Source organism: Alteromonas sp. ABV2_168, assembly GCF_056161165.1.
The window spans coordinates 126,836-140,322 of record NZ_JBSWYQ010000011.1 but is presented as its reverse complement, the minus strand read 5'-3'; the positions used below and the strand labels follow the sequence as shown (position 1 = coordinate 140,322).

15 protein-coding genes are annotated in these 13,487 nt (G+C 50.2%); 5 read left to right on the top strand and 10 right to left on the bottom strand.

Annotation, left to right across the window (positions count from 1 at the left end):
• The first annotated feature begins 27 nt into the window (after positions 1-27).
• The 3 genes from ACXAH4_RS16420 (at position 28) to galE (ending at position 2,938) form a co-directional block, all read left to right on the top strand.
• Positions 28-1,509, top strand: a complete 1,482-nt coding sequence (locus ACXAH4_RS16420; RefSeq protein WP_474844842.1) for a peptide MFS transporter — start codon at positions 28-30, stop codon at positions 1,507-1,509.
• A 110-nt stretch (positions 1,510-1,619) separates the two neighbouring features.
• The gene (locus ACXAH4_RS16415) at positions 1,620-1,922 is read left to right on the top strand and encodes a DUF6170 family protein (protein ID WP_303574457.1); all 303 of its coding nucleotides are present in this window, start codon (positions 1,620-1,622) and stop codon (positions 1,920-1,922) included.
• Positions 1,919-2,938 carry a UDP-glucose 4-epimerase GalE gene (galE, locus tag ACXAH4_RS16410; protein ID WP_474844586.1) on the top strand — a complete coding sequence of 340 codons (1,020 nt, stop codon included), beginning with the start codon at positions 1,919-1,921 and terminating at the stop codon, positions 2,936-2,938. The genes ACXAH4_RS16415 and galE overlap by 4 nt, the downstream gene beginning before the upstream one ends.
• Before the next feature lie 99 nt (positions 2,939-3,037).
• On the opposite strand, the gene ACXAH4_RS16405 is transcribed toward galE, so the two are convergent.
• The 10 genes from ACXAH4_RS16405 to ccmA are packed head-to-tail and all read right to left on the bottom strand — an operon-like array spanning position 3,038 to position 10,925.
• Complete coding sequence (locus tag ACXAH4_RS16405) at positions 3,038-3,856, bottom strand: MlaA family lipoprotein (protein WP_474850973.1); 819 nt, start codon at positions 3,854-3,856, stop codon at positions 3,038-3,040.
• Positions 3,853-5,106, bottom strand: a complete 1,254-nt coding sequence (gene ccmI / locus ACXAH4_RS16400) for a c-type cytochrome biogenesis protein CcmI (RefSeq protein WP_474844584.1) — start codon at positions 5,104-5,106, stop codon at positions 3,853-3,855. Before ccmI ends, ACXAH4_RS16405 begins: the two co-directional genes overlap by 4 nt.
• Complete coding sequence (locus ACXAH4_RS16395; protein ID WP_474844583.1) at positions 5,103-5,555, bottom strand: cytochrome c-type biogenesis protein; 453 nt, start codon at positions 5,553-5,555, stop codon at positions 5,103-5,105. Before ACXAH4_RS16395 ends, ccmI begins: the two co-directional genes overlap by 4 nt.
• Positions 5,552-6,157, bottom strand: a complete 606-nt coding sequence (locus ACXAH4_RS16390; RefSeq protein ID WP_474882668.1) for a redoxin family protein — start codon at positions 6,155-6,157, stop codon at positions 5,552-5,554. The genes ACXAH4_RS16395 and ACXAH4_RS16390 overlap by 4 nt, the downstream gene beginning before the upstream one ends.
• Positions 6,154-8,151, bottom strand: a complete 1,998-nt coding sequence (locus tag ACXAH4_RS16385; protein ID WP_474882667.1) for a heme lyase CcmF/NrfE family subunit — start codon at positions 8,149-8,151, stop codon at positions 6,154-6,156. Before ACXAH4_RS16385 ends, ACXAH4_RS16390 begins: the two co-directional genes overlap by 4 nt.
• Positions 8,148-8,618, bottom strand: a complete 471-nt coding sequence (gene ccmE, locus ACXAH4_RS16380; protein ID WP_119500454.1) for a cytochrome c maturation protein CcmE — start codon at positions 8,616-8,618, stop codon at positions 8,148-8,150. The genes ACXAH4_RS16385 and ccmE overlap by 4 nt, the downstream gene beginning before the upstream one ends.
• Position 8,619: 1 nt before the next feature.
• Complete coding sequence (ccmD, locus tag ACXAH4_RS16375) at positions 8,620-8,850, bottom strand: heme exporter protein CcmD (protein ID WP_474865695.1); 231 nt, start codon at positions 8,848-8,850, stop codon at positions 8,620-8,622.
• Positions 8,840-9,595, bottom strand: a complete 756-nt coding sequence (locus ACXAH4_RS16370) for a heme ABC transporter permease (RefSeq protein WP_474850959.1) — start codon at positions 9,593-9,595, stop codon at positions 8,840-8,842. Before ACXAH4_RS16370 ends, ccmD begins: the two co-directional genes overlap by 11 nt.
• On the bottom strand, positions 9,595-10,263 hold the full coding sequence (ccmB, locus tag ACXAH4_RS16365) for a heme exporter protein CcmB (protein WP_303574465.1): 669 nt from the start codon (positions 10,261-10,263) through the stop codon (positions 9,595-9,597). Before ccmB ends, ACXAH4_RS16370 begins: the two co-directional genes overlap by 1 nt.
• Entirely contained in the window at positions 10,260-10,925 is a 666-nt protein-coding gene (ccmA, locus tag ACXAH4_RS16360; protein WP_474851167.1) for a cytochrome c biogenesis heme-transporting ATPase CcmA, read from the bottom strand. Before ccmA ends, ccmB begins: the two co-directional genes overlap by 4 nt.
• A gap of 141 nt (positions 10,926-11,066) precedes the next feature.
• Between ccmA and ACXAH4_RS16355 the strand changes: the two genes are divergently transcribed.
• Both ACXAH4_RS16355 and ACXAH4_RS16350 read left to right on the top strand, forming a co-directional pair.
• On the top strand, positions 11,067-13,130 hold the full coding sequence (locus tag ACXAH4_RS16355) for a hypothetical protein (protein ID WP_474882665.1): 2,064 nt from the start codon (positions 11,067-11,069) through the stop codon (positions 13,128-13,130).
• Positions 13,127-13,435, top strand: a complete 309-nt coding sequence (locus tag ACXAH4_RS16350) for an EscU/YscU/HrcU family type III secretion system export apparatus switch protein (RefSeq protein WP_474844574.1) — start codon at positions 13,127-13,129, stop codon at positions 13,433-13,435. The genes ACXAH4_RS16355 and ACXAH4_RS16350 overlap by 4 nt, the downstream gene beginning before the upstream one ends.
• Positions 13,436-13,487 lie beyond the last annotated feature (52 nt).

The window sequence follows — 13,487 nt, the reverse complement described above, 5'->3', positions numbered from 1 at the left end:
ATTACAAAACGGAACGACATTGTGACAATAAAAACATCTAACGATTCCAGTTTCTTTGGCCATCCGGGGGGCCTGCAGACACTGTTCTTCACTGAAATGTGGGAGCGCATGAGTTACTACGGTATGCGCGCCCTGCTTGTTATTTTCATGACTCTCACCATCCAGCAGGAAGGTTTAGGGTTCGACAAAGAAACCGCCTATGCCATTTATGGCTTGTATACCGGTGCAGTTTATTTCATGGGCCTTTCCGGCGGCTGGCTGGCAGACCGTCTGTTCGGTGGCCAGAATGCAGTGTGGTACGGCGGTATTATTATTATGTGCGGCCATATCGTGCTGGCCATCCCCACCACCTCTACCTTCTTTATTGGCTTAATCCTGGTTGTGCTTGGCACAGGTTTGTTGAAACCCAACATCAGTGCAATGGTCGGTCAGCTTTATTCTGAACATGATGCCCGCCGCGACAGTGGTTACACCCTGTATTACATGGGTATCAATATCGGGTCAATTATCGGTAACCTGGTGTGTGGCTGGTTAGCCGTTAACCAGGGTTATCACTGGGCATTTGGTGCTGCTGCAGTGGGCATGGGTATTGGTCTTGTTCAATACAAAATGACTCAGCATAAACTGCCTTCAGAATCAGCGAGTCCTACAGTGAACATGACACCAGCCGGTGTGAAGAAAAGCTGGACCGGCATTATTTTATTCCTCGTCACACTGTCCATCGTCACTTATGCTATGAGCATGGGTTATCTGGTCATTGATGTTGCAGAAGTCGCAGAATCGGTAGCCTATCTGTTTACTGCTATTTTCCTGCTGTATTTTGGTTTCATCTATTTCTTCGGCGATTTAAGTGAAAATGAAAAGAAGCGGATGCTTGCATTGTTCTTAATCTGCGTAGCCTCTTCCTGCTTCTTTGCCGGCTTCGAACAGGCAGGTTCTTCACTGAACGTGTTTGCTAACGAAGATACTGACCGCATGTGGGGCGACTTTGAAATTCCTTTCGCCTGGTTCCAGTCACTCAATTCGTTGTTCATTATTGTACTGTCACCTTTCTTTGCCGCCCTGTGGATCCAGTTAGGTAAACGAATGATGGATCCTTCCTACGGTATCAAGTGTGCCCTGGGTACCCTTATCATGGGCAGCGGTTTCATCGTAATGTTTTTTGCAGCCATGTATGCAGCGGGCGATCAGAAAGTGGCGCCTTACTGGTTAGTTGCTACCTACTTCCTGCACACTGTGGGTGAACTGTGTTTAAGCCCCGTAGCATTAAGTGCGGTAAGTAAATTATCCCCCCGCCGCTTCTCAGGACAGCTGATGGGTCTGTTCGTACTGACTTACTCTATCGGTAGTGTGATTGCTGGTGTAATGGCCGGTGCGTTTGGTACAGAGTCAGATAATGTGTCGGCACTGTTCAGCAATATCGCCATGTTTGCCGGCGTCATCGGTGTACTGGTTCTGGTATTCTCGCTGAAAACCCGTAGCTGGGAGAAGCTGCCACAGGAAGATTAAACACCTTCCACCAAAGGCGGGTTGATCCCGCTACCGATTAATCTATTATAAACCGCTGTAACGTTATTCCTGGTTCAGCGGTTTTTTCTTTTCAGGATCATCAAGCAGTAATGGCAATTTATTTTTCTACCAGACAAATTCCGGGCCTGTCCGCTCTTCCCCTTGCTCAGCGTATGACTGTGATGGACAGTGCCGCAAAATGTCTCACTGTCCCCGAAAAAACTCTGCTCAATATTTTAAAACTACTGGTTATCGTACCGGTGTTTGCATTGATTATACGGACAACGACGAACTGGCACTCATTGCTGTGGGCATTGCTGGTATTTTTGTTGTATCCGTTAGTCGTGAAACCTATTCAATATTCACTGTGCGCCAAGTATGTGCCACAAATATTATCTAAGGAGAGACAATGAAAACCATCCTGGTAACAGGCGGTGCAGGATATATCGGCAGCCACACTGTGCTTCAGCTGCTGGAACAGGAGTATCATGTTGTCGTACTCGATAACCTGGTTAATTCCAGTGCCGAATCCCTTCGTCGTGTTGAAAAAATCACTGGCAAAAACGTGACATTCGTACAGGGTGACATCCGCGATGACAATGTACTGAATACCATTTTCAGCCAGCATCAGGTCAATGCAGTGATCCACTTTGCCGGTCTGAAGGCGGTTGGTGAATCTGTACAGAAGCCTTTGGAATACTATGAAAACAACATGTACGGCACGCTGAGCCTGTGTAAGGCAATGCGTAAGCACAATGTCATGAATCTGGTTTTCTCCTCTTCAGCCACCGTTTACGGCGATCCTGTATCGTTACCATTGCATGAGAAAATGGCAACAGGTCATCCGACTAACCCTTACGGCATGTCAAAACTCATGGTGGAACACATGCTGACAGATTTGTACAAGTCAGATGAACAATGGAATATCGTATTGTTGCGTTACTTCAATCCGGTGGGTGCACATAAGTCAGGCCTGATTGGTGAGGATCCTAATGGTATTCCGAACAACCTGATGCCATACATCTCTCAGGTAGCTACAGGTAAACTGGAACAACTGAGCGTATTCGGTGATGACTACGATACAGAAGATGGTACAGGCGTAAGAGACTACATTCACGTTGAAGACCTTGCCAATGGGCACCTGAAAGCACTTGACCGTCTGGCGCTAAATATGGGACTGGATGTGTACAATCTGGGAACCGGACAGGGCTATTCCGTGCTGGAGATGATTAAAGCATTCGAAGAAGCATCAGGGCAAACTGTTAACTACCGGATAGCTCCCAGACGCAGCGGTGATGTTGCAGCCTGTTATGCCGACCCTACACTGGCGGCAAAAGAGCTTAACTGGCATGCTGAAAAAAACCTGCAGGACATGTGTAAAGATGTGTGGCACTGGCAGTCAAATAACCCGAAAGGTTACCAGGACTGATTATGAACCGGCACATTGAAATGTGTGCCGGAATAAGTAACCGGAGTGCGGAGAAACTTTCTCCGCATACATTTATTACTGTAGCAATCTGAATGGCGGTTAATTCTGTTCTTCAGGCAAATCAAGATCATCAAGCATAGATTCGAATTCTTCGAAATCGTCCAACTCTTCCTGCTTAATCACCTTTTCGCCACTTTTTCCGTCAGTCACACGAAATTCCAGATTCTGGAAATAGGCGTTTTTAATGAAGGCATAGTCATCAATCGCCTGCTCAAGCTGCGGCTCCTGATCGATCAACCCTGCTCGGCCTTCCAGAATAGAGACAGCGAAACGGGCCACATTCATACTACCGGTAAGCACAGTCATCGGATAATACACATTATCCGCTACATCACCGGCCAGTGAGCGCGGATCGCTTGGCCCCAGTGCAGGAAACATAAGGTAAGGACCTGTTTCCACGCCCCAGTAGCCGAGTACTTCTCCAAAATTCTCACGCTGACGTTTGATACCCATCGCGTCGGCCACATCAAACGCACCGAACAATCCTACGGTAGAGTTGATGATAAATCTGGCCAGGCTATCCAGCCCTTCATCAATTTTTCCCTGGAAAAAGTTATTGAACATATTGCCGGGCTCATCCAGGTTATTGGTAGCATTCACAAGCCCGGTCCGGGCAAATTGCGGCATGACCGTCACATAACCAATTGTTACCGGGCGCAATATGTATTGATCAAGTACTTCCCAGTTGAAATTCCAGGCCACACGGTTCAGTGGCTCCAGCGGATCCCTCGGGTCACCTTCCGGTAACTCATTGGTGGCCTGTGCCTGCTCATCCACCGCACGCTGACTGGCGCAACCTGACATTAACGTTATGCCCAGCAAAATGCAGGCGAAGAGTGATTTAGACGTATTGATCACTGCAATTCCTTGTTGATTTGTATCGGGAGCGGGAGCACTTCGCCCGGTGACACCGGTACCGTAAGTACTCCACTGAGGTCTCCGGCAGCGGGCATAACATCATCACCGGTCGATATTCTTGCGGTAAGCTTAACCTGCTGCAGAGATGCCAAAGTGAACGTTGGCACCATGGCATTATCCGTACTTAGAGACAAAGATACAGGAAAATTTTGTAACTGCATTTTAACTACTGCCGCCGGCATACGGTTTTCACTCTGTGCATCCTGCGCATAAACAATCAGATAACCATCGTCAGGGAGTTTATCTTTTATTTCATCAGCAATAGTTACCGTAATATCAAACCCGGTTTTAGCAGTCATTTGCTCTGCTGCAACAGGCACAGCTTGTTGCTGTTTTTTAAGACCGGCAATACGTTCTTCCAGCGCCAGGCGGGTTTCATGTTGCGGCGGCAGTTTATTGCGGATAAGCGCAAAGTACCGTTCGGTGCCGGCCAGATCACCCAGCCTTGCCGATACCACAGCCATCATCAAAGACAAGTTGTCATTCTCAGGGTTTTCTTCTGTCAGACTCTGCAAAACCCGCCGGGCAGCGGCCAGCTTTCCGGCGTCATCAGATACCATCAATGCCTGTGCATAGGTAATCCTGATAGTCATGTCACCGGGTTTGAGTGACATAGCCCGCTGAATGGATTGTAAGGCCTGTTCATCTTCTCCCACAGACATCCACAACCGGCCCAGAAACATCCATCCGGTAGCATCTTCGGGTTCGCTGCGTAGCCGCTGACGGATAGCATAGGTCAGGCTGGCAATATCCTGCGCGGTGAAGTTACCGGCATCACCGGATGCCAGCTTGTCACTCAATTCCGGTAATGACTCAATCGCTGCCTCAGCCTGTCTGACCTGTTGCAGATGGTTGACCGACCCGTAAACAATGGTGCCCGTTGCTATGGCCAGCACTGCACCGGTCAGCAAAGGCAGAAATGCAGACTGTTTCTTCACCGTCGCTTCAGAACCGGCCTCATCCACCATAGCCAGCTTCAGTTCATCACTGGCTTTTTGCCTGTCAGCTTCGGAAATGAGACCTTCAGAGACCTCTCTTTCCAGTTCAGTCAGCCGCTGACGGACAATTTCAATATTCGACAATACATCCCGCTGACGTACTTCACGACGACGTAACCAGGGGAAGGCAATGAGCAACAGAACCAGTGTGATAAGTCCTGAGGTAATCAGCCCGAATTCAATCCAGCTCATTCTTTATCCTGCTTTAACATAGCTTCTGCGCGCTTTAATTTCTCTTCCGTGTCCACCGGCATACTCTGCCCTGACTTACGGGTGACGAAGAATAGCACCACTGCAATAAACAGCACGGGTAGAGCCCATAACCAGAATGTGGCAATGTTCACCGGCGGCTTGTAGTAAACAAAGTCACCGTAGCGTTCTTTCATGTAGCTGATGATTTCATCTTCCGACTTGCCCTGCTGCATCAGAGAATACACTTTCCTGCGCATATCATGGGCGATCATGGCGTCAGAATCGGCAATATTCTGGTTCTGACACATGGGACAACGCAGTTCTCCGGTCAGCTTGAGAAAAAGTGCCCGCCGGGCCGGATCGTCAAAAGCATAGTTATCTTCTACCGCTATCGCGGTCACAGACAGTAAAGAAACCAGTAAAAGCAAAGCTATCCGTATGCTATTCATCGGGCTCCTCCGGCTTGCTGCGCTTCCTGCTCAGTCAGGAGCTTACGGTACAAGGGCCCGACTTTGGTTTCCCAGACTCTGGGATTGATATCACCGATGTGATGCATTCTGACAATACCGCGGCTGTCTATCAGGAAGTGCTCCGGAGCACCGGTCACACCTAAATCCAGCGAGGTGTCACGGTAAACATCAAAGATATTGTACTGATACGGATTGCCGTAGCGGCTTAGCATTGACGTGACTTCCTGCTGCACCCGGCTCAGTGTTTTCGTGCCGAAGTCAGGGTCCAGATCCTGATCAAAATACAAACCGACAAAGTTGACCTGCTGCTCATTACGTAGTTCCGTGAGATAAGGCATTTCAACGGCACAGGTAACACACCATACGCCCCACACGTTCAGAATCGTGACCTTGCCTTTAAAAACGTCGGGAGTGTAAACAACATCAGGCTGCATCAGATCGGGCAACGAGAAGTCCGGCACCACCTTATCCTGCACTTGTGAGTCCAGTGCTCTGGGATCGGAAAACAGTCCCTGAAAAAGAAACACCACCAGAGCCAGAAAAATCACCAGCGGAATAACAAATAAACCTGTTTTTTTCATCCCTGCTCTCCTGCCATAGGGGATGTTGAAGCACGAAAGATTTTTTTCACTTTTGCCAGCCTCGCCATCCGGTAGCGGCGGTCTGAAACAGAGCAGATCCCACCCAGCGCCATAATAACTGCTCCGGCCCAGATCCATGTGACAAAGGGTTTAATGTACACCCGCACCGCCCAGGCACCGTCATCAAGAGGTTCGCCCATAGCAATGAAAAGGTCACGGAAGACGGTGGAGTGAATGCCCGCTTCCGTCATCGGCATTCTCTGCACGGTATACATGCGTTTTTCCGGTTCCAGGTGGACCAGTTTTTCACCATCAACATACACATCAAAAACGCCGATATCAGCGGTATAATTAGGGCCCTGAAACGGTTTCACTTCACTGAATTTGAACGTGTAACCGCCGAGTTCTGCGGTCTCTCCGGGGGCCATACGGATATCACGCTCCAGCGCGTAATTTGACACAAGGGTGATACCAATAATCGTGACAGCAAAACCAAGGTGCCCAAGAACCATGCCCCAGTGGCTGGGTGTGAGCTTTCGTAATTTCCGCCACAAGCTGTCCTGCGGCATTGCATCAGTGCGCTGCATGACTTCCAGCACCGAGGTCACCAGGATCCACGCAGCCAGTACCAGGCCGAGAGCAGCCATATAGGTGGGAGAGTCGTAGGTAAAATTAATCAGTAACCCGGCGCTGATACTCAGCCCGGCGGCAATGGAAATTTGCTTTTGCAATGCACCCGGCGCCTGGTGCTTCCATCTTGTCAGCGGGCCGAGGCCAAGAAAGAACACGAAAGGTACTATCAGGACAGTAAACATCTGATTAAAGAACGGTGCACCGATGGATATAGAACCCAGGCCAAGCTCTTTATGAACCAGAGGTAGCAGCGTGCCCAGAAGCACCACCAGTGTTGCTGCACACAAAAATACATTGTTCCCCATCAGCAGGACTTCACGGGAAAACAGGCCATAACGGCCTGGTGATTTCAGCTGTGATGCTCTCAGCGCATATAGCAATAAACCGGTTCCGGACAGCACTACCAGAATACCGAGTATAAAAAGTCCTCTTGACGGGTCACTGGCAAAGGAGTGTACAGATACAATGACGCCGGAGCGCACCAGGAAAGTGCCTAGCAGGCTTAATGAAAACGCTGCGATGGCTAACAGAACAGTCCAGGATTTAAACACCTTACGCTTTTCTGTCACAGCCAGAGAATGCATCAGCGCCGTACCAACCAGCCATGGCATGAAGGACGCATTCTCAACAGGATCCCAGAACCACCATCCGCCCCAGCCGAGCTCATAATAGGCCCACCAGCTTCCCAGCGCGATCCCCACGGTGAGGAACGACCATGCAGCAATCACCCAGGGGCGTGACCAACGTGCCCAGGTTGAATCCAGCTGACCGGAAATCAGTGCGGAAATGGCAAAGGCAAAGGAAACAGAGAAACCCACGTATCCCATATACAGCATGGGGGGATGAATAATCATGCCGAAATCCTGCAAAAGAGGATTTAAGTCCCGCCCGTCCACGGGAAAGAAAGGCAACATGCTGTCAAAAGGGTTTGAAGTGAGCAGCATAAACAGGTAGAAACCGATCCCCACAGCGCCCAACACCGACAAAACACGGGATACCATTTCATCCGGAATGCCTTTGCAAAATATTGCTACAGCCATGGTCCAGACAGATAACATCAGTACCCACAGCAGGAACGAACCTTCATGTCCGCCCCACACGGCTGTCACTTTGTAATAGTCCGGCAGTCTGCTGTTAGAATGTTGCGCTACGTAAGCGACACTGAAATCATCGGTGACGAAGGCCCACACCAGCGCAACAAACGCCAGCAATGTAAACAGGAACATGCCTGAGGCCAGCGGCTTGGCGGTGCCCATCAAAAAAGTATGCTTTGTCTGTGCGCCCCACAGCGGATACACAGCCAGTAAAATCGCGCATACCAGTGCCAGTGTCAGTGAAATATTACCCAGTTCAGGGATCATTGTCCGGCTCCGGTATTTGCCGGCTTCACGTGTTTAATGCCTTTCATCTGTTCAGCCAGTTCCGGCGGCATATAATCTTCGTCGTGTTTTGCCAGCACTTCCTGCGCTTCAATGACACGGTCTGCCACCAGTGTACCGGTAGCCACAATTCCCTGCCCTTCGCGGAAAAGGTCCGGCAGAATGCCTTTGAAACGCACCGTTACTGCGGGCCCTGTATCGACAAGGTCGAAGGATACCGCGAGACTTTCTTTGTCACGGTTGACAGTGCCGGGCACAACCATTCCGCCTATTTTCAGTCGCTGGCCAACCTGTGGCTTCACGCCTTCACGGCCATCGACAATTTGAGATGGCGTGTAAAACAAATCGATGCTGTCGGTCAATGCGAACAGCATCAGGCCCACAGCACCGGTAACCAGCGCGCCAACCAGAGTAACAACTAATAACCTTTGTTTTCTGCGCGGATTCATACTAAACGCTCCTGTCAGAATTAGGGGAAGAGGCCTGAGCGGCTTGCGCAGCCTTACGGATGCGCCCTTTACGTTTTTGCTCAGCAGCAATGTGGCGGATGAGTTGCTTATGCGCCAGCCAGCTTTGACAAATAATGCCGGTCATCACCAGCGCGGCAATGCCAAAGGACAGCCAGACGTAAAATCCGTAACCACCCATAGCCCAAAATTCTGCCCAACTGTTAAATTGCATCAGATGTCTCCCGCAAACCGGTGATATCCCGCACCCAGGGCCGGTGCATTTCCCGCCGCAGAATTTCAGTTTTCATACGCATGGTCGTAACAGCGGCGATAAACAGCGCAAAGCCTGCAAGATTAATCAGCAGTGGCCACAACATTTCCGGTGCAATAGACGGCTTGTCGAATTTGGTGATGGTGGAACCCTGATGCAATGTATTCCACCATTCTACTGAATAGTGGATCACCGGGATGTTCACAACCCCCACCAGCGCCATAACACCTGCCGCTTTACCCGCCTGCTGTTTATCTTCAAACGCGGTATATAAGGCAATGACGCCAAAATACAAAAACAGCAAAATAAGTTCTGATGTGAGCCGGGCATCCCACACCCACCATGCGCCCCACATAGGTTTCCCCCATGCCGCACCGGTAAGCAAAGCAATGAATGTCATTGCAGCACCCACAGGCGCCATGGCAATCATGGCCATGTACGCGGTCCGCCATTGCCAGACCATTCCCACCAGCGCAGCTACGGCCATGGCGACATAGGTACTCATTGACAACATGGCAGATGGCACATGGATGTAGATAATCCTGAAGGAGTCACCTTGCTGATAATCCTGAGGCGCAAATAAAAGCCCCCATACTGTACCGCACAACAAGCTGATTACTGCAGCCACTGAAAACCAGGGGAGCAGCGTATTACAAAGCTGGTAAGCCCGCTCAGGCTTTGCGTAGGGATGTAACCACTTCCACATCAGTTCTGACTCACTTTTAAAGAGTAGGCAATGGCAGCCGGAGCTAATGCCATTGCCAGCAACAACATCGCGCCAATAATAGCAATTTGCGCCCTGTAGGGTAATTGTAGCGCAGCTGCATCCACTGCCGAGGTAGCAAATATCAATAATGGAATGAAAACCGGGATCAAAAGCAGCGCCAGGAGTACGCCACCACGCTGAAGCCCTACTGTTAATCCCGTGCCGATTGCCCCCACCAGTGACAAAAGCGGTGTTCCTAACACCAGGGTGAGTACCAGCGCTATGTACATGTCAACAGTGAGATTGAGAAACAGCGCAAGCAGAGGTGACAACAGCAAAAGCGGAATGAAAGTCACCAGCCAGTGGCAAAGTACCTTTAGGGCGGCGACGGCATAGTAGGGCTGTCCGGATAATTGTAACTGTTCCAGTGAACCATCTGCGAAATCGTCCCGGAATAACCGCTCCATCCCGAGCAATGAGGACAATATTGCGGCTATCCAGATAACGCCCGGTCCTATCCGTTGCAGGGTTTCAGGGCCGGGTCCTATTCCCAGCGGAAACAATGTCACTACCATTAATAAGAACATAAGCGGCTGTACCAGCTCGGCCTTCTGACGAAATGCCAGTGCCAGGTCCCGTTTAAAAACCCCCTGATACAGGCCGCTCAAAACCGGTACTCCAAATCAAATGTCTGATACCCGCCCGCACGATGGCTCAGTGTCTGGTGTGAGGTAGTCAACACAGCACCGCCAGTGCTTACATGTTCACACATTTTATCTTCCAGTTGGGCAACGCCACGGGTATCCAGTGCGGTAAAAGGCTCATCGAGGATCCACACGTCTGCCTGCTTCAACCATAATCTTGCCAAAGCGGCACGGCGAAGTTGCCCTGCAGACAGTGTGCGGCAGGGTACATCTTCCATACCCACCAGCCCCACCAGAGCCAGCACGTCATAAAGATTGTCTTCGTTAAAGCTGACTTTATGCTGCGCACACCAGAATTGAAGGTTTTCGAAAGGCGACAAGATGCCGTTTATGCCGGCTTTGTGTCCTATATAGATGAGGCTGGTGAACCAGTCTTCGCCCAATGGTTTCCCCTGCCAGAGAAGGGAGCCGCTTTGAGGCTGACTTAATCCACTGAGGATACGCAACAAACTGGTTTTCCCGGCACCGTTAGGCCCACGCAAATAAATCAGCTGCCCTGGCAGGAGCTGAAAAGACAGATCTTCGAACAGTACTCTGTCCCGTTTAATGCACGTTAGTTTGCTGGCAACCAGTCCCGACAAACCGCTATCCTCTTTAACATATCTTTGTATATTCCGGTCTGGCATTCTAGCATAGGCAAAACGGAACACATCACGCCCATTGGCGTATTAAACTTTTTTATGACTTAGTTCAAACTGAAGGACCATTGACAACAGTGAAATGCACAAAATGCTTGAATTTTTCAATTAGTTGCCGATAAATCTGACATGAACTTGCAGATTGCTCAACTGTTTTCGGCGAATGCCACTGCCGCACCGGTTAATGCCGACGCAGGAGCATTGCGTTCAGACACCTTGCAGCAGCTGCCTGCAGTAGCCATAACCCGTTTACCCGGTCCGCTTATTCAGTTAACCGGGAACGCCCTCCCTCAGGAGGGACTTGTCGTAAAAGATCCCGGTCTCAGCACATCTCAGCCGCAGGTTTCCCTGGCCAGAACATCAGTCAGTCAGATGACGTTATTTGAACTTCTGCCTGTGAAGCACAGTGCAGTGCTGACACAGGCTGACACACAAAGACTGGTTACAGCACTGGCAGAAGGGCTGGCACAGTCGCAGCAACTCAGCCTTGTCAAAAATAATCCGGCCTTATCTCTGGGTGCCATAGTTGAGCAGGCGTCCCCCAAACAACTGACACTCAGGTTACAGTTACCCGGCGCACCAGTGATTAAACTGGATTTACCGGCAACCCAACACGGTGCCACTGAGGCCGGCGATAAATTTTCGTTAAAAATAACGCCTTCAACTGACAACAGGCAGTCAGGATGGCAAATTACCTTAACGCCACAAGGGAAAGGCTCTGTCCAGCCTGCTCAAAGTGTGAATGCACCGGCACCGGCGCCGGTAGTAAAACTGGCTCTGGCAAAAGCGCTGGTCAGTGAAGGGCTCAGCATTGAGGGGAAATTGCAGGGGGCTCTGCAACGTTCATTGCATTTACCCGATGGACCATCAGGCAGTATGGGAAGAGAAACATTTCAAACCCTGAATGTCAGCATGCGCGGAACGCAACTATCAGCGACGGGCACCCAAACACGCCCCCTTGCTATGGTCAATTTGCCACCTGCTTTAGCGACATCTGCAAGCAATACTCTGCAGGCTCTTCCGCCGGTCCCGCTTAAACTGGCAGACATTGCAAGCCGGAAAGGGTTGCCGGTATTGCATATCCAACCGCCACCGGATCTGGCGGCTCCGGTAGCCGGTCAGCAAATATCAGGTGCGACATCTAATAATATAAAAGATGTCCTTTCTGCAGGGCCGCTGAACCTGCCGCCCGAACAGCTTAGCCGCGTCAGTGAAAATATCCGTCAGCTTTCACGGCAACTTCTCGCAGAAACAGGTTCTACATCAGAAGCACTGACTAAACTGGTTTCTATCCTTACCAAAGCGTCTCCGGGAACGGCTGCCGGTACAAGGGATTTAATGAGTGCTTTATCCGCTCAGATAGCCGCTTCACTTCCTGTTATAAAAACTGCCGCGGGAACTGACAATATTCAACATGCCGTTACCGTTCAAACAGAGACTGGCATTCCGTCTCAGGATACGGCGCAGTCGATTAAACAGCTGTTACAGACACCCGCCCTGGTGACAACGCCAACGAATATTCTTAATCCGCCATCACAATCCGGTTTCGTGAATGCCCTTATCACACTATTACAAATCAGTTTTGCAGGCCGTGCTGTTCGAAATCAGCCCGACCTTGCAAAAGCGCTGGATAAAGCTGAATCGGTAATAGTCAGAAGTGGTGCTTCCGCCGGCGGGGGTAGTCCGCCATCAAAAACTGCCGGCGATATGGCGCAAATCGACAGCAGAACCCATTTGCTCGATCATGTTAAGTCACTGCTCGCTAATCATCAGCAACAAAAACTCCAGAGTGCAGAAGCCCGGTTGCAGGGTCAGGACACCTTGTATTATGTGTTGCCTGTAGCCGGTGATGAGCAGCCACCTCCCGAACTGTTTCTTCGTGTCGAAGAACGGGACGCGCGGGAAGAGCAGGCAAAGTCGTCCGCACAGAGAATATGGCATCTGACCATGAAACTCAGTGCAGGCGAGTATGGAGAGCTGCTGGCAAAAACTAAAATTGATAAGGACGTTATTCATATCAATGTATACACATCGACAGATGCACTGTTGATAAAGGTTATGGACACCATGCCATGGCTGTTAAAGCGTTTAAAAGGCCTGGGTCTTGAGGTTGAACAGCACAGTTGTCAACGGGGAAAAATACCGCCGTCACTCAAAGATACGCCCTATCAACTGTTCGAGACACTGGTATGAGTGACAAAACACGTAAAGCGATTGGCTTGAGATACAACAGTGGCGAAGCCGGAGCAAAACCTAAAGTCGTGTCAAAAGGGTACGGTGAACTGGCCGGTGAAATCATTCGGGCCGCTGAAGATGCTGGCATTCTTATTCACGAAGATCCCTACCTTTCTGACTTGCTGGCAACATTAGATCTCGGGCAGGAAATCCCGGAATCTCTGTATTATGTAATTGCAGAATTGATTGCCTGGTCCTATGTGCTTCAGGGTAAAATGCCGGAAGGCTGGGAGAACAGCGGGCAACTTCCCCAGCGGGTATAAGCCGGCACAGAAACCTGCCGGCCTGTTTACCCGATACGGCCTGACCGCAAAG

Coding starts and splice junctions, on each gene's coding strand:
- ACXAH4_RS16395 (WP_474844583.1), bottom strand. CDS start 5,555: ATGAATAGCATACGGATAGCTTTGCTTTTACTGGTTTCTTTACTGTCT.
- ccmI (WP_474844584.1), bottom strand. CDS start 5,106: ATGAGCTGGATTGAATTCGGGCTGATTACCTCAGGACTTATCACACTG.
- ccmE (WP_119500454.1), bottom strand. CDS start 8,618: ATGAATCCGCGCAGAAAACAAAGGTTATTAGTTGTTACTCTGGTTGGC.
- ccmD (WP_474865695.1), bottom strand. CDS start 8,850: ATGCAATTTAACAGTTGGGCAGAATTTTGGGCTATGGGTGGTTACGGA.
- galE (WP_474844586.1), top strand. CDS start 1,919: ATGAAAACCATCCTGGTAACAGGCGGTGCAGGATATATCGGCAGCCAC.
- ACXAH4_RS16370 (WP_474850959.1), bottom strand. CDS start 9,595: ATGTGGAAGTGGTTACATCCCTACGCAAAGCCTGAGCGGGCTTACCAG.
- ccmA (WP_474851167.1), bottom strand. CDS start 10,925: ATGCCAGACCGGAATATACAAAGATATGTTAAAGAGGATAGCGGTTTG.
- ACXAH4_RS16385 (WP_474882667.1), bottom strand. CDS start 8,151: ATGATCCCTGAACTGGGTAATATTTCACTGACACTGGCACTGGTATGC.
- ACXAH4_RS16390 (WP_474882668.1), bottom strand. CDS start 6,157: ATGAAAAAAACAGGTTTATTTGTTATTCCGCTGGTGATTTTTCTGGCT.
- ACXAH4_RS16350 (WP_474844574.1), top strand. CDS start 13,127: ATGAGTGACAAAACACGTAAAGCGATTGGCTTGAGATACAACAGTGGC.
- ACXAH4_RS16415 (WP_303574457.1), top strand. CDS start 1,620: ATGGCAATTTATTTTTCTACCAGACAAATTCCGGGCCTGTCCGCTCTT.
- ACXAH4_RS16355 (WP_474882665.1), top strand. CDS start 11,067: ATGAACTTGCAGATTGCTCAACTGTTTTCGGCGAATGCCACTGCCGCA.